Raw genomic sequence first — 14134 nt, forward strand, 5'->3', positions numbered from 1 at the left:
CCCAGCAGCGCACCGGGCCCCTGCCGGAACGTCCCGGCAGGGGCCCGTCAGCGCGGCGGAGTCCCGTCAGTGCGGCGGAGTCACACGCGGGTGGTATCGACGTTCTTGTTCTTGCCGCGGATCGCCGGCCAGACCGCGGAGCCCGCGGCGACCACGACCACCGCGCCGATCAACTGGAGCAGATGGCGGATCCAGTCGATGCCGCTGGTGTGCCGGACCCCGATCCAGCCGGCTACGGCGTTGCCGAGCAGCGCGCCGAGCATGCCGCAGATGATGGTCAGCCAGAACGGGATGGCCTGCTTGCCGGGGAGGAGCATCTTGGCGATGACGCCAAGGATGGCACCCACGATCACAATCCAGATGATCTGAAACATGTGCGACTCCTCTGGTACTCGCCTGTCCGCTCAGGATCGGCCCTGATCATCGGAAGCGCATTCCGGAGCAGCGCGTTCGGGTGACGGCGTGTCCGCGTCGCGGGCCAGCAGCAGCAGTGCCGCGTCGTCGCGCAGCTCGCCGCCGGCGTGGTGCAGCAGGTCGGCGTAGACCCGGGCCACCGCCTCCTCCGGGTCCACCGCCCCGCCCGCGACCAGGGCCGGGGCCCGCTCGGTCAGCGGGTAGAACGGGCCCTCGCCGTTCCGCTGCCGGGCCTCGACCACGCCGTCGGTGCAGAGCAGCAGCACGTCGCCCTGCCGGAACGGGACCCGCCAGGTCAGCGGCGCGCCCTCGGCCAGGTGGGCCAGGCCGATCGGCACCCAGGGGTCGGGCGGGTCGAGCACCTGCGCCGTGCCGTCCGGGGCGACCCGGAGCGGGGCGACATGGCCGCAGTGCAGCAGTTCGATCAGCTCCGGGTCGCGGAAGCCGACCAGCAGCGCGGTGGTGAACTCGCCGCTGGTGACGTGCCGGAGCACGCTCGTCTCCAGCCTGCGGGCGACCCCGGCCAGGTCCGGCTCGTCGTAGGCGGCCTCGCGGAACGCGCCCAGCACCACCGCGGCGGTCTGCACCGCGGCCAGGCCCTTGCCGCGGACGTCGCCGATGATCGCGCGCACCCCGAACGGGGTGTCCAGCACGCCGTAGAGGTCGCCGCCGATCTTCGCCGAGTCGGCGGCGGAGACGTACCGCGCCGCCAGCCGGATGTCGCCGACCTGCGGGCCCGGCGGGCGCAGCAGCGCGAGTTGGGCCGCCTCGGCCACCGTGCTGACGGCGACCAGGTGCCTGGTCCTGACGATCCGCAGGTGCGAGATGACGATGCTGGCGGCGGAGAGCGCGATGTAGGAGATCAGGGTGCCGAAGAAGAGCCGGGAGTCGGCCGGGTCCTCCAGGCCGTCGAAGCGGCTGAGCGCGACCAGCAGCACCAGCCCGATCGCGCTGGCGCCGATCACCTCCAGTGGGGACAGCGTCAGCGCCGCCAGCGGCGGGACCACGGCCAGCAGCGAGGCCAGGTAGGACTCCCGGCCGGCCAGCAGGTCGGTGGCGGCGATCAGCACGATCACCCCGAGCGGAACCGACATCCGGACCCAGCGCCGGGTCTGCAGCAGCGTGGTGTCGCTGTTCCGGATCGTCACAGCTTCGAATCTATATCAATCATCTGATAGGCGACATAAGTCCACGCCTGCCCCCGCCGCCGTGGCGGAATGTGGCTGCGGGCCCCGCGCTCGTTACTCTCTGTACCGTCACGCTCTCGGCTGCCCTGGAGCGGAATACCCCCTAGGGGTATGGTGTTCCGTAGAGGGAAGCACCCGTCACCACCTTCCTTGGAGGAAGCCATGTCCACCGCCGTCTTCACCGTCTCCGGCATGAGCTGCGGCCACTGCGAGAAGTCGGTCAGCGAGGAGATCGGCTCCCTCCCCGGCGTCACCGGGGTCAGCGCCGACGCCAAGGCCGGCACCGTCACCGTCGCCCACGAGCTGCCGCTGACCGACGACGTGGTCCGCGCCGCCGTGGACGAGGCCGGCTACCAGTTGGTCGGCCGGGCCTGACCCCGGCCCCGGAAGGGAGCAGCAGGATGGGCAGCACCACCACCGCCGCGGGCACCGGGGCGCCCGCCGCCGAGAGCCGGGTCGACCTCGCCATCGGCGGAATGACCTGCGCGTCCTGCGCCGCCCGGATCGAGAAGAAGCTCAACCGGATGGACGGCGTCCGGGCCAGCGTCAACTACGCCACCGAGCGGGCCAGCGTGAGCTACGCCCCCGGGCTGACCGTGGACGACCTGATCGCCACGGTCGAGCGGACCGGCTACACCGCCGAGGCCCCGCGGCTCGAGCCGGAGGACAGCGCCTCCGAACGGCCGCAGGACGAGCTCGCCGGGCTGCGGCAGCGGCTGCTGGTCACCGTCGTGCTCAGCCTCCCGGTGGTGCTGCTGGCGATGGTCCCGGCGCTGCAGTTCCGGAACTGGCAGTGGCTGTCCTTCGCACTGGCCGGGCCGGTCGTGGTCTACGGCGGGCTGCCGTTCCACCGCGCCGCCTGGACCAATCTGCGGCACGGCGCGGCCACCATGGACACCCTGGTCTCGCTCGGCACCCTGGCCGCCTTCGGCTGGTCCGCCTGGGCGCTGTTCTTCGGCAGCGCCGGGATGCCGGGGATGGTGCACGGCTTCAGCCTCACCCTGACCCGGGCCGACGCGGGCTCCACGCTCTATCTGGAGACCGCCGCCGGGGTGACCGCCTTCATCCTGCTCGGCCGCTACCTGGAGGCCCGTGCCAAGCGCAGCGCGGGCGCCGCCCTGCACGCGCTGCTGTCGCTGGGCGCCAAGGACGCGGTGCTGCTGCGGGACGGGCGCGAGGTCCGGGTGCCGGTGTCCGCGCTGGCGGTGGGCGACCGGTTCGTGGTCCGGCCCGGCGAGAAGATCGCCACCGACGGGGTGGTGGTCGAGGGCAGCTCGGCGGTGGACACCTCGCTGCTGACCGGGGAGTCGGTGCCGACCGAGGTCGCCCCCGGCGATCCGGTGACCGGCGCCACCGTCAACTCCGGCGGGCGACTGGTGGTCCAGGCCACCGGCGTCGGCGCGGACACTCAACTGGCCCGGATGGCAGCGCTGGTGGAGCAGGCGCAGAACGGCAAGGCGGCGGTGCAGCGGCTGGCCGACCGGATCTCCGCGGTGTTCGTGCCGGTGGTGCTGGTCATCGCCCTGGCCACGCTGGTGACCTGGCTGACCGTCAGCGGCAGCCCCAGCGAGGCCTTCACCGCCGCGGTGGCGGTGCTGATCATCGCCTGCCCGTGCGCGCTCGGGCTGGCCACGCCGACCGCGCTGATGGTGGGCACCGGTCGCGGGGCCCAGCTGGGCATCCTGATCCGCGGCCCCGAGGTGCTGGAGTCCACCCGTGCGGTCGACACCGTCGTCCTGGACAAGACCGGCACGGTGACCACCGGTCGGATGGCGCTGCTGGCCGTCCACACCGCCGAGGGCACCCCCGAGGCGGCGGCGCTGGCGCTGCGGCTGGCCGGGGCGCTGGAGCACGCCTCGGAGCACCCGATCGCCCGCGCCGTGGCCGAGGCCGCCGCGGCGGCGGGCCCGCTCCCGCCGGTCCAGGACTTCCGCGCGCTGCCCGGACGCGGGGTCCGCGGCACGGTCGAGGGCCGCGCCGTCGCCGTCGGCAGGGACGCGCTGGTGTCCGACCACCCCGGCGGGGCGCTGCCGGAGCCGCTGCGGGCCGCCAGGACGGCCGCTGAGGACGCCGGGCGCACCGCTGTCGCCGTGGGCTGGGACGGCGCGGCACAGGCCGTCCTGGTGGTCGCCGACGCGGTGAAGCCGACCAGTGCCGAGGCGGTACGCCGACTGCGGGCGCTGGGGCTCACCCCGGTCCTGCTGACCGGGGACAACCGGGCCGCGGCGGCGGGCGTGGCGGCCGAGGTCGGCATCGACGCCGACCGGGTGATCGCCGAGGTGCTGCCGGAGGACAAGGCCGCGGTGGTCCGCCGGCTGCAGGCGGAGGGGCGCACCGTCGCCATGGTCGGCGACGGGGTGAACGACGCCGCCGCGCTGGCGCAGGCCGATCTGGGTCTGGCCATGGGCACCGGCACCGACGCGGCGATCGAGGCGGCGGACCTGACCCTGGTCCGCGGTGACCTGCGCACCGCGGCGGACGCGATCCGGCTGTCCCGGCGGACCCTCGGCACCATCAGGGGGAACCTGTTCTGGGCCTTCGGCTACAACGTCGCGGCACTGCCGCTGGCGGCGTTCGGCCTGCTCAATCCCATGATCGCGGGAGCGGCGATGGCCTTCTCCTCGGTCTTCGTGGTGAGCAACAGTCTGCGGTTGCGGCGCTTCCGGTGACGTCACGTCAGCACTACTCTGCGACATGAGAGCGGAGTCACAGGGGACCGGCGTAACTTCACTCCCCCTGTTATGTGTTACAACACGTGAATCGGGGTTCCGGCGGACCCCGTGAGTCGGCCTCCGTCGCTGGGTGGCCGACACGCGCACGGCGCGGCCGGGGGGTGGTTGAGCGGCCTCCCCCTACGGTCCGCGCCGTGCGTGCTTCTCAGCCGCGGATCCGGTTCAGCGCTCGCTGACCGGAACGTAGTCACGGGTCTCGAAGCCCGTGTAGATCTGCCGCGGGCGGCCGATCTTGTTGCCCGGGTCGGTGATCATCTCCTGCCAGTGGGCGATCCAGCCGGGCAGTCGTCCGAGCGCGAACAGCACGGTGAACATGCTGGTCGGGAAGCCCATGGCGCGGTAGATCAGACCGGTGTAGAAGTCCACGTTCGGGTAGAGCTTGCGCGAGATGAAGTAGTCGTCGGTGAGCGCGTGCTCCTCCAGCTTCAGCGCGATGTCGAGCAGCTCGTCGGACTTGCCCAGCTGGGCCAGCACGTCGTGGGCGGCGCTCTTGATGATCTGCGCGCGCGGGTCGAAGCTCTTGTAGACCCGGTGCCCGAAGCCCATCAGCTTCACGCCGTCTTCCTTGTTCTTCACCTTGCGGATGAAGGCGTCGACGTCGCCGCCGTCGTTCTTGATCGCGGTGAGCATCTCCAGCACCGCCGCGTTGGCGCCGCCGTGCAGCGGGCCCCACAGCGCGTTGATGCCGGCCGAGATGCTGGCGAACAGGTTCGCCTGCGAGGAGCCGACCAGCCGCACGGTGGAGGTGGAGCAGTTCTGCTCGTGGTCCGCGTGCAGGATCAGCAGCTTCTCCAGGGCGCTGACGACGACCGGGTTCAGCTCGTAGTCCTCGGCCGGCACCGCGAAGGTCATCCGCAGGAAGTTCTCGACGTAGCCGAGGTCGTTGCGCGGGTAGACGAAGGGGTGGCCCTGGGCCTTCTTGAAGGCGTAGGCCGCGATGGTGGGCAGCTTGGCGATCAGCCTTATGGCCGACAGGTCCCGCTGCTCGGCGTCGAACGGGTTGTGGCTGTCCTGGTAGAACGTGGACAGCGCGCTGACCACGGACGACAGCATCGCCATGGGGTGGGCGTCGCGCGGGAAGCCCTGGTAGAAGCGCTTGACGTCCTCGTGCAGCAGGGTGTGCTGGGAGACCTCGTGCTGGAACACGGACAGCTCGTCCGAGGTCGGCAGCTCACCCTTGATCAGCAGGTGCGCGGTCTCCAGGAAGGTGCCCTGCTCGGCGATCTGCTCGATCGGGTACCCGCGGTAGCGCAGGATGCCCTTGTCGCCGTCGATGTAGGTAATCGCTGATTTGCAGGCCGCGGTGTTGCCGAAGCCGTTGTCCAGCGTGGTAAGGCCGGTCTGGCTGAGCAGCTTCGAGATGTCGAAGCCCGCGTTGCCGACGGTGGCGTCCACCACCGGGTACTCGTACTCGTCGCCGTGGTAGCTGAGTACTACAGAGTTGTCGCTCACGTCTTCCCTCACCAGCGAAATGAACCTCTTCAAGGGGTGCCCTGACTCCCTACACTGTCCCCCATTTGCCGTACAAACGTGCAGTCAGGGTGGCCCGAAAGAGCTGGCGACCCCTGAGAACAAGCCGTCCAGCGTTCACTTCTTGACAGAAGCGGAACAGCGGACGGACAGCCGGGTCACCCCGTACGAAGTCTGTGGTCCACAGCAGTATGCCTGCGACCTGCGGAAACAGCGCGGACCGCCTGGGCCAGCGCGCGGCGTGAACCGACCAGCACCACCAGCTTCCTGGCCCGGGTCACCGCGGTGTAGAGCAGGTTCCTTTGGAGCATCATCCAGGCGCTGGTGGTGACCGGGATCACCACGCAGGGGTACTCGCTGCCCTGCGACCGATGGATCGTCACCGCGTAGGCGTGGGCCAGCTCGTCCAGCTCGTCGAAGTCGTAGGGCACCTCCTCGTCCTCGTCGGTGAGCACGGTGAGCCGCTGCTCGTCCAGGTCGAGCGCGGTGACCGTGCCGACCGTGCCGTTGAAGACGCCGTTCTCGCCTTTGTCATAGTTGTTCCGGATCTGGGTGACCTTGTCGCCGACCCGGAAGGTGCGTCCGCCGAAGCGCCGCTCCGGGACGTCCGGGCGGGACGGGGTGACCGCCGCCTGCAGCAGGGTGTTCAGGTTCCCGGCACCGGCCGGGCCGCGGTGCATCGGGGTGAGCACCTGGATGTCCCGGCTCGGGTCGAGCCCGAACCGGGCCGGGATGCGGCGGGCCACCACGTCCACGGTCAGGCTCGCGGCCAGCTCGGTGTCCTCCTCGGGGAAGAGGAAGAAGTCGGCCATGCCGTCGGTGATCGGCGGCACGCCCTCGTTGATCCGGTGCGCGTTGGTGACCACGCCGGACTGCTGGGCCTGCCGGAAGATCCTGGTCAGCCGGACCGAGGGGACCGGGCTGCCGGGCGCCAGCAGGTCCCGCAGCACCTCCCCCGCGCCGACCGAGGGCAGCTGGTCCACGTCGCCGACCAGCAGCAGGTGCGCACCCGGCGCCACCGCCTTGGCCAGCTTGTTGGCCAGCAGCAGGTCCAGCATGGACGCCTCGTCCACCACCACCAGGTCGGCGTCCAGCGGCCGGTCCCGGTCGTAGGCGGCGTCGCCGCCCGGCTTCAGCTCCAGCAGCCGGTGCACCGTGGAGGCCTCGCAGCCGGTCAGCTCGGCCAGCCGCTTGGCGGCCCGTCCGGTCGGCGCGGCCAGCACGACCTTCGCCTCGCGGGCCCTGGCCAGGGTGACGACGGAGCGGACCGTGAAGGACTTCCCGCAGCCGGGCCCGCCGGTGAGCACCGCGACCTTCTCGGTCAGCGCCAGCTTCACCGACTGCTCCTGCTCCGGGGCCAGCTCGGCCCCGGTCTGACCACGCAGCCAGCTCAGCGCCCTGGTCCAGTCGACCGTGGCGAAGGACGGCATCCGGTCCTCCGGCGTCCGCAGCAGCCGCAGCAGCTGCCCGGCCAGGCTGATCTCGGCGCGGTGGAACGGGACCAGGTAGATCGCGGTGACCGGCTCCGCGCCGTCGGCCTCGGGCGGCAGCAGCTCGCGGACCACGCCCTCCTCGGCCACCAGCTCGGCCAGGCACTCGATCACCAGGCCGACCTCCACCGCGAGCAGCTTGACCGAGTCGGAGATCAGCCGCTCCTCGGGCAGGAAGCAGTTGCCCTGGTCCGAGCCCTGCGACAGCGCGTACTGGAGGCCCGCCTTGACCCGCTGCGGGCTGTCGTGCGGGATGCCGACGGCCTGGGCGATCCGGTCGGCAGTGAGGAACCCGATGCCCCAGACGTCGGCGGCCAGCCGGTAGGGCTCGGTCTTCACCACGGTGATGGCGTTGTCGCCGTAGTTCTTGTAGATCCTGACGGCGAGGGAGGTGGAGACCCCGACGCTCTGCAGGAAGATCATCACCTCCTTGATCGCCTTCTGCTCCTCCCAGGCGGCGGCGATCAGCTTGGTCCGCTTCGGCCCCAGCTTGGGGACCTCGACCAGCCGCTCCGGGGTCTGCTCGATCACGTCCAGGGTGTCGGTGCCGAAGTGCTCGACGATCCGGTCGGCCAGCCGCGGCCCGATGCCCTTGATCAGCCCCGAGCCCAGGTAGCGGCGGATGCCCTGGATCGTGGCCGGGAGCACGGTGGTGTAGTTCTCGACGGTGAACTGCTTGCCGTACTGGGGGTGGCTGCCCCAGCGGCCGTAGAGCTTGAGGCTCTCCCCGCACTGGGCGCCGAGCAGTGCGCCGACCACCGTGAGCAGGTCGCCCGCGCCGCGCCCGGTGTCGACCCTGGCGACGGTGTAGCCGGTCTCCTCGTTGGAGTAGGTGATCCGCTCCAGCACCCCGGTCACCTCGGCGTGTTGCGGCTGCGGGGCGTTGCTCTGCGGAGCGTTGTGCTGTGGAGCCGCCATCGCCGCGCTCCCCCTCCGGTGTGACGCTGCTGTGATCGCGTGGGGGAACCGTACCGCCGGGGTCCGACAGCCGTGGAATGTCCGGCCCTCCGCTGATCGAACAGGATCGAAAATGACCGAATTAATTTCTTTGCGGGGCAGACGCCCGCAAGCCGGTGAATTGTCAGTGCCGGGCGCAAGACTGTGGACCGCACGCCCGCTTGGTCAGCACACACCCGAGGGAGTATCCGCATGATCAGCTCCACCTTCCGGCCCGGTTCCCCGATCTGGCTCGACCTCGGCACCACCGACCTCGACGCCAGCACCGCCTTCTACACCGGCCTCTTCGGCTGGACCATCGCCTCGACCGGTCCCCACACCGGCCGCCACGGCTTCTTCGAGCAGGACGGAAAGACGGTCGCCGGCTTCGGCCCGGTCATGGAGCCCGGCGTCTTCAGCGGCTGGACCCCCTTCTTCGGCAGCACCAACGTCGAGGCCACCGCCAAGTCGGTCGAGCAGGCCGGCGGCACGGTCCGGATGCCGGCCACGGACGTGCGGGACTCCGGCCGGATGGCCCAGTTCACCGACCCCACCGGCGGGAGGTTCGCGGCCTGGCAGCCCGGCCGGAACACCGGCTTCGGCGTGGTGAACGTCCCCGGCAGCGTCTCCTGGGTCGAGCTGCACACCACCGACGGCCCGGCCGCGCTCCGCTTCTACCGGCAGGCCCTGGGCTGGGTGGTACGGGACATGCCGATCGGCGGGGAGATGCTCTACCACGTGCTCTCCCCCGCGGACAGCGACGGCAGCGACGGCTTCGGCGGGATCATGGCGATGGCCGAGTTCCCGGCCGTGCTGTGGCGGCCGTACTTCGAGGTCGCCGACTGCGACGCCAGCCTGGCCAAGGGCGTCGCGCTGGGCGCCACCGCGATGATGGCCGCCGAGACCATGCCCGGCGTCGGCCGGATGGCCGAGCTGGTCGACCCGCAGGGCTCACGCTTCGCGATCATCGCCACCGAGGGACAGCCCGGCTGAGCGGGAAGATCCGGTGATGGGGCACTGTTGTCGCCGAGGCATGTCCGTCTCCATGTCAGCTGACTCCCCATCACCGGAGGTCCCCGATGAGCCTGTACGACATCCCGCTGCGCACCCTGGACGACCGGCCGACCACGCTGGGCGACTACCGGGGCAAGGCCGTGCTGCTGGTGAACGTCGCCTCCAAGTGCGGCCTCACCCCGCAGTACGCGGGCCTGGAGCGGCTGCAGCAGCAGTACGCCGCGCGCGGCTTCACCGTGCTCGGGGTGCCCAGCAACCAGTTCGCCGGACAGGAGCCGGGCAGCGCCGAGGAGATCGCTACCTTCTGCTCCACCAGCTACGGCGTCTCCTTCCCGCTGCTGGAGAAGACGGACGTCAACGGCGAGGCCCGGCACCCGCTCTACGCCGAGCTGACCAAGGCGGCCGACGCCGAGGGCGAGGCCGGGGACATCACCTGGAACTTCGAGAAGTTCCTGCTCTCCCCGCAGGGCGAGGTGGTCGGCCGGTTCCGCCCGCGGACCGAGCCCGAGGCCGCCGAGGTGGTCGCCGCGATCGAGGCGCAGCTCCCGGCATGAGCGACGTCCGCTTCCGGCGGGCAGGCGCCGAGGACCTGCCCGCCATCGTGGCCCTGCTGGCCGAGGACCCGCTCGGCGCGAGCCGGGAGACCCCGGGCGACCCGGCGCCGTACCTGGCCGCGTTCGAGCGCCTGGCCGCCGACCCGAACCAGCGGCTGGTGGTCGCGGAGCGGGCGGGCGAGGTGGTCGGCACGCTCCAGCTGACGCTGATCCCCGGGCTGTCCCGGCGCGGTGCGACCAGGACCGTGATCGAGGCGGTCCGGGTCCGCTCCACCGAGCGGGGCAGCGGGCTCGGCACCCTGCTGATGGAGTACGCGATCGAGGAGTCCCGCAGGCTGGGCGCCGACCTGGTCCAGCTGACCTCGGACGCCCGACGGCCCGACGCCCACCGCTTCTACCAGCGGCTGGGCTTCACCGGATCGCATGTGGGCTTCAAACTGAACCTGCGTCAGGACTGAGCCGGGGGCTCCTCCTCGTTGCGCTGGACGCTGCCGGGTTCGCCGTTGTCGCGGTGCCACTCGGCGACCAGCTCGTCCTTGCTGCCGAAGCGGACCAGGTGGCGGCCGACCACGCTCTCCAGGTTGGGGAGGTTCTCCTCCTCGCCCTCCACGGCGAGCAGCAGCGCACCGGGCGCGGCGGTGAGGGTGGCGGTGCCCATGGCGAAGGAGACCGAGCCGAGCCCGGTCTCCTCGTCCCAGCTGCTCTCGACCTTGCGGCCGAGATGGGCGGCGAGCTGCTTGGCGTAGCGGTGCGGGCGGTCGGTGCTGACGCGGGCTTGCGAGCGGGGCATGGGTGACCTCCAGTAGAGTCTGACTTAGGTCAGCCTAACGGAAAATGTGAGCTTAGCTCTTTAATTATCGGCGCCGTCCGCCCGCACCCTCTCAGGAGCCCCCGTGAGCAGCCCCGTCCCCACCGAGGTCGAGCTTGCCGACGCCGTCACCCGGGCGGCCAAACGGATCCGGCGCGGGACGTTCCACCAGCTGGCGCCGTTCGGGATCAACCCCTCGCAGGGGCGCGCCCTGGAAGTGCTCGCACGCGGCGCGCAGCGCGGCGGCCAGATGATCCGGCTGAACCAGCTCGCCGAGCGGCTGCGGATCGCCCCCCGCTCGGTGACCACCGTGGTCGACGCGCTGGAGGCGGCCGGACTGGTGGCCCGGGTCCAGGACCCGGAGGACCGGCGGGCGATCCTGCTCCGGCTGACCGAGGCGGGCGAGCAGACGGTGGACCGGATCGGGCAGGTCCGGCAGCAGGTCGCCGAGGAGTACTTCGGCTCGGTCGGTCCCGAGGACCGCTCGGCGCTGCTCCGACTGCTGCGGTCCGTGAACGAGGCGCACGACCGGGCCCATCCGCACCACCAGCATCCGCACCCGCACGGCCACGGGCACGACCACCGGCAGCACGGACCGGCCGACGGGCCCGGGACGCCGGCCGCGGACTGACCGCCGACGGGGCTGGCTGGCGACGGGGGTGGCCGGCGACGGGGGTGGCGTCGGGGCGGTGGCGTCGGGGTGAGCACGTCACCCGCTTGGCTCGGAGGGTGGCGGCCGTCCCCGCCCTCCTTGAGGATCAGTTCACATGACGCACCGTTCGCTCGGGCTCGGGCTCGCCCTCCTCGTCAGCACGGGGCTCGGCCTGGCCGCCGCAGCTCCCCCGGCCTCCGCCACCGCCGCTCCCACCGCCATCGCCGCGCCCGCCGGCGCGCCCACCGCCGTCCCGTTCGCGGGCACCCCCAGGGTCGGCGCACTGTTCACCGGCGGCAGCGGCGGGCGGCTCGGCCGCCACTTCTGCACCGCCACCGTGGTCGACAGCCCGGGGCACGACCTGCTGGTCACCGCGGCGCACTGCGTGGTGGTCCCGGGCAGCGGCCGGGTCACCACCGGCCTGGTCTTCGTCCCCGGCTACCACGACGGGCTCAGCCCGTATGGGCAGTGGACGGTCACCCGGGTGACCGCCGACGCGAAGTGGTCCGTCCACGGCGACCCGGACTACGACGTGGCCTTTCTGACGGTGGCTCCGCAGGCCAAGGGGCTGAAACTGGAGGACGCGGCCGGCTCGGAGGCACTCGGCTTCGACACCGGGCGCGGCGCGGCGGCCGTCGCCGTCGGCTACCCCGACCGGACCGAGCGGCCGGTCCACTGCGGCAGCGCCGCCCTCCGCGGCTTCGGCGCCGACCAGCTGGAGTTCGACTGCGCCGGGCTGCCCGGCGGCACCAGCGGCGGCCCGCTGCTCACCGGCACCACGGCGGGCGCGGGCGGGCGCGGCACGGTCGTCGGCGTCATCGGCGGCCACCAGGACGGCGGACGGACCTCGGCCGTCTCCTACTCCCCGTACTTCGGCCCCGGCATCGCCGCGGTCTACCGGGCGGCGATCCGGCAGGGCTGAGGCCACGGCGGTCGAGGCCCCGCCGGGTCGGGACGCACAGCGCATAGCATCGCCGCATGATGGATCTCGGGCGCCTGCGCGCACTGCACGCGGTCTCGGTGCACGGCTCGGTCGGCGCGGCGGCGGCAGCCCTCGGCTTCACCCCGTCCGCGGTGTCGCAGCAGATCACCAAGCTGGAGCGGGAGACCAGGACCACGCTGCTGGAGAAGCGCGGTCGCGGGGTGGTGCTCACCGACGCCGCCCAGGAGCTGGCCGGAGCCGCGCAGCGGGTGCTGGCGCTGGTCGAGCAGGCGGAGGTGTCGCTGGAGCAGCGCCGCGGCGCGGTGGTCGGACGGCTGTCGCTAGCCGCCTTCGCGACCGCCGCGCGCGGGCTGCTCCCCGGCGTGCTGGCGGCCCTCGCGGCACGGCACCCGGAGCTGGAGCTGCGGCTGCTGGAGAGCGACCCCTACGACATGGTCGACCTGGTCGCCCGGGGCGAGGTGGACCTCGCGGTGGTGCAGGACTGGCCGAACACCCCGCTGGCGGTGCCCGAGGGCGTCGCCCGGCTGTCCCTGGGCGACGACCAGGTCGACGTGCTGCTGCCCGCGGACGACCCGCTGGCCGCGCTGCCGGTGCTGACCGTGCCGGATCTGGCCGGGCGGCCGTGGACCAGCGTCCCGGCCGGGAACATCTGCCACGACTGGCTGGTCCGGACGATGCGGGAGGCCGGCGAGGAGCCGGACATCCGCTACCAGATCGGCGAGTTCGAGACCCAGATCGCGCTGATCGCGGCCGGGCTCGGGCTCGGCCTGGTGCCCCGGCTGGGACGGGGGACGCTGCCGCCGCAGGTGGTGGCGCGACCGGTGCACCCGGCGCCGACCCGGCGGGTGTTCGCGCTCTGGCGGCAGCACGCCTCCCGCCGCCCGGCCATCGCGGCGGCGCTGGAAGCCCTGCGCGAGCAGTGGCCGCAGCGCGACTCGGCCCCGGGGCCGGGCTGAGCCGTCGTCAGCTGGCCAGGCCGATGACCAGCCACATGAAGCCGGTTCCGGCGAGGGTGCAGAGCAGCGTCGAGCGGGACGGGTGCGGGCTGTGCGCCTCGGGGAGGATGTCCGAGGTCGCCAGGTACATCAGGAAGCCGGAGAAGAAGCCCAGGTAGAGCCCCACCACATGCTCCGGGATGGTGAACAGCAGGGTGATCCCGGCGCCCAGCACCGGGGCCAGCGCGTCGCAGCCGAGCAGCAGCAGCGCCCGGCGCCGGTCGTTCCCGTAGAGCCGGGTGATCGTGTAGGTGTTGAAGCCGTCGGCGAAGTCATGGGCGATCACGGCGATGGCGATGACCGTGCCGAAGCTGTCGCCGACCTGGAAGGCCGCGCCGATGGCGAAGCCGTCCATGACGCTGTGCAGGCAGAGCGCGGAGGCCGCGGCGAGGCCGAGCTTCTCGCTGCGGCCGTGGGTGTGCCCGGCCGAGTGGCCCGCGTGCAGGTGCTCGGCGTACTCGGCCTCGTGGGCCCGGTGGATCGCCACCGAGCGCTCGACCACGTGCAGCACCAGGAAGCCGAGTACGAACATCAGCAGGCCCTGCGGGACGCCGAAGAGGTCGCTCGACGCGGCGTGCAGGGCCTCGGGCAGCAGGTCGAAGCCGACCACGCCGAGCATCAGACCGGCCGCCAGCCCCAGCACCAGGTGCCGCTTGTCGCCGACCTTTCCGGCGACCAGACCGCCCAGCAGGGTCATCAGAAAGGCCCCAGCGGCCACCAGCACCGGCATCCCGCACGCTCGCTCTCACTCGTGTGTCCCGCGCGCCCGGATCCGTCCCGTGCGTCACGGCTACCACACGGTAATGATAATGCTTGTCGTTTAATTCCTGATCAGCGGCCCCGCACCCGAAGGGGGAGGCCCTGATACGGGGTGAGGGTGGCGGCGCCCTGCCCAGTCGCCGCCACCCTCGGAGAGGCCCGACCCGCGCCCTCACACCC

At 72.1% G+C, this 14134-nt stretch carries 14 protein-coding genes; 8 read left to right on the forward strand and 6 right to left on the reverse strand.

Features of this window, described 5'->3' with window-relative positions:
• Positions 1-80: 80 nt before the first annotated feature.
• Positions 81-374, reverse strand: coding sequence for a GlsB/YeaQ/YmgE family stress response membrane protein (locus tag ACEZDE_RS21450; protein WP_380538220.1), 294 nt, complete (start codon positions 372-374; stop codon positions 81-83).
• A gap of 30 nt (positions 375-404) precedes the next feature.
• Positions 405-1562 (reverse strand): PP2C family protein-serine/threonine phosphatase, encoded by a 1158-nt coding sequence (locus tag ACEZDE_RS21455; RefSeq protein WP_380538222.1) that lies wholly within the window; start codon positions 1560-1562, stop codon positions 405-407.
• Positions 1563-1712: 150 nt separating this feature from the next.
• Between ACEZDE_RS21455 and ACEZDE_RS21460 the strand changes: the two genes are divergently transcribed.
• Both ACEZDE_RS21460 and ACEZDE_RS21465 read left to right on the forward strand, forming a co-directional pair.
• On the forward strand, positions 1713-1976 hold the full coding sequence (locus ACEZDE_RS21460) for a heavy-metal-associated domain-containing protein (protein ID WP_380538224.1): 264 nt from the start codon (positions 1713-1715) through the stop codon (positions 1974-1976).
• 26 nt (positions 1977-2002) lie between these two features.
• Positions 2003-4270, forward strand: a complete 2268-nt coding sequence (locus ACEZDE_RS21465) for a heavy metal translocating P-type ATPase (protein ID WP_380538226.1) — start codon at positions 2003-2005, stop codon at positions 4268-4270.
• 225 nt (positions 4271-4495) lie between these two features.
• Here the strand turns inward: ACEZDE_RS21465 and ACEZDE_RS21470 are convergent, their stop codons facing one another.
• Both ACEZDE_RS21470 and recD2 read right to left on the reverse strand, forming a co-directional pair.
• Positions 4496-5785, reverse strand: coding sequence for a citrate synthase (locus tag ACEZDE_RS21470; RefSeq protein ID WP_380538229.1), 1290 nt, complete (start codon positions 5783-5785; stop codon positions 4496-4498).
• Positions 5786-5961: 176 nt separating this feature from the next.
• Complete coding sequence (gene recD2 / locus ACEZDE_RS21475; RefSeq protein WP_380538231.1) at positions 5962-8211, reverse strand: SF1B family DNA helicase RecD2; 2250 nt, start codon at positions 8209-8211, stop codon at positions 5962-5964.
• Between the two features lie 231 nt (positions 8212-8442).
• Between recD2 and ACEZDE_RS21480 the strand changes: the two genes are divergently transcribed.
• The 3 genes from ACEZDE_RS21480 (at position 8443) to ACEZDE_RS21490 (ending at position 10255) form a co-directional block, all read left to right on the forward strand.
• Positions 8443-9222: a VOC family protein gene (locus tag ACEZDE_RS21480; RefSeq protein WP_380538233.1), complete on the forward strand. Its 780-nt coding sequence runs from the start codon at positions 8443-8445 to the stop codon at positions 9220-9222.
• 86 nt (positions 9223-9308) lie between these two features.
• Entirely contained in the window at positions 9309-9797 is a 489-nt protein-coding gene (locus ACEZDE_RS21485) for a glutathione peroxidase (RefSeq protein ID WP_380538236.1), read from the forward strand.
• Positions 9794-10255 carry a GNAT family N-acetyltransferase gene (locus ACEZDE_RS21490; RefSeq protein WP_380538238.1) on the forward strand — a complete coding sequence of 154 codons (462 nt, stop codon included), beginning with the start codon at positions 9794-9796 and terminating at the stop codon, positions 10253-10255. Before ACEZDE_RS21485 ends, ACEZDE_RS21490 begins: the two co-directional genes overlap by 4 nt.
• On the opposite strand, the gene ACEZDE_RS21495 is transcribed toward ACEZDE_RS21490, so the two are convergent.
• Positions 10246-10587, reverse strand: coding sequence for a DUF2218 domain-containing protein (locus ACEZDE_RS21495; RefSeq protein WP_380538240.1), 342 nt, complete (start codon positions 10585-10587; stop codon positions 10246-10248). The genes ACEZDE_RS21490 and ACEZDE_RS21495 overlap by 10 nt on opposite strands.
• 103 nt (positions 10588-10690) lie before the next feature.
• On the opposite strand from ACEZDE_RS21495, the gene ACEZDE_RS21500 reads away from it, so the two are divergent.
• From ACEZDE_RS21500 to ACEZDE_RS21510, 3 genes are all read left to right on the forward strand, one after another.
• Positions 10691-11236: a MarR family winged helix-turn-helix transcriptional regulator gene (locus tag ACEZDE_RS21500; protein ID WP_380538242.1), complete on the forward strand. Its 546-nt coding sequence runs from the start codon at positions 10691-10693 to the stop codon at positions 11234-11236.
• 136 nt (positions 11237-11372) lie between these two features.
• Positions 11373-12179, forward strand: a complete 807-nt coding sequence (locus tag ACEZDE_RS21505; protein ID WP_380538244.1) for a trypsin-like serine peptidase — start codon at positions 11373-11375, stop codon at positions 12177-12179.
• A 56-nt stretch (positions 12180-12235) separates the two neighbouring features.
• The gene (locus tag ACEZDE_RS21510; protein ID WP_380538247.1) at positions 12236-13156 is read left to right on the forward strand and encodes a LysR family transcriptional regulator; all 921 of its coding nucleotides are present in this window, start codon (positions 12236-12238) and stop codon (positions 13154-13156) included.
• Positions 13157-13163: 7 nt separating this feature from the next.
• On the opposite strand, the gene ACEZDE_RS21515 is transcribed toward ACEZDE_RS21510, so the two are convergent.
• On the reverse strand, positions 13164-13925 hold the full coding sequence (locus ACEZDE_RS21515) for a ZIP family metal transporter (RefSeq protein ID WP_380538249.1): 762 nt from the start codon (positions 13923-13925) through the stop codon (positions 13164-13166).
• Between the last annotated feature and the right edge of the window lie 209 nt (positions 13926-14134).

It is taken from the genome of Streptacidiphilus cavernicola (genome assembly GCF_042510955.1).
Lineage (GTDB): Bacteria > Actinomycetota > Actinomycetes > Streptomycetales > Streptomycetaceae > Streptacidiphilus > Streptacidiphilus cavernicola.

Coding starts and splice junctions, on each gene's coding strand:
- ACEZDE_RS21480 (WP_380538233.1), top strand. CDS start 8,443: ATGATCAGCTCCACCTTCCGGCCCGGTTCCCCGATCTGGCTCGACCTC.
- ACEZDE_RS21450 (WP_380538220.1), bottom strand. CDS start 374: ATGTTTCAGATCATCTGGATTGTGATCGTGGGTGCCATCCTTGGCGTC.
- ACEZDE_RS21460 (WP_380538224.1), top strand. CDS start 1,713: ATGGTGTTCCGTAGAGGGAAGCACCCGTCACCACCTTCCTTGGAGGAA.
- ACEZDE_RS21465 (WP_380538226.1), top strand. CDS start 2,003: ATGGGCAGCACCACCACCGCCGCGGGCACCGGGGCGCCCGCCGCCGAG.
- recD2 (WP_380538231.1), bottom strand. CDS start 8,211: ATGGCGGCTCCACAGCACAACGCTCCGCAGAGCAACGCCCCGCAGCCG.
- ACEZDE_RS21510 (WP_380538247.1), top strand. CDS start 12,236: ATGATGGATCTCGGGCGCCTGCGCGCACTGCACGCGGTCTCGGTGCAC.
- ACEZDE_RS21495 (WP_380538240.1), bottom strand. CDS start 10,587: ATGCCCCGCTCGCAAGCCCGCGTCAGCACCGACCGCCCGCACCGCTAC.
- ACEZDE_RS21490 (WP_380538238.1), top strand. CDS start 9,794: ATGAGCGACGTCCGCTTCCGGCGGGCAGGCGCCGAGGACCTGCCCGCC.
- ACEZDE_RS21485 (WP_380538236.1), top strand. CDS start 9,309: ATGAGCCTGTACGACATCCCGCTGCGCACCCTGGACGACCGGCCGACC.
- ACEZDE_RS21515 (WP_380538249.1), bottom strand. CDS start 13,925: ATGCCGGTGCTGGTGGCCGCTGGGGCCTTTCTGATGACCCTGCTGGGC.
- ACEZDE_RS21505 (WP_380538244.1), top strand. CDS start 11,373: ATGACGCACCGTTCGCTCGGGCTCGGGCTCGCCCTCCTCGTCAGCACG.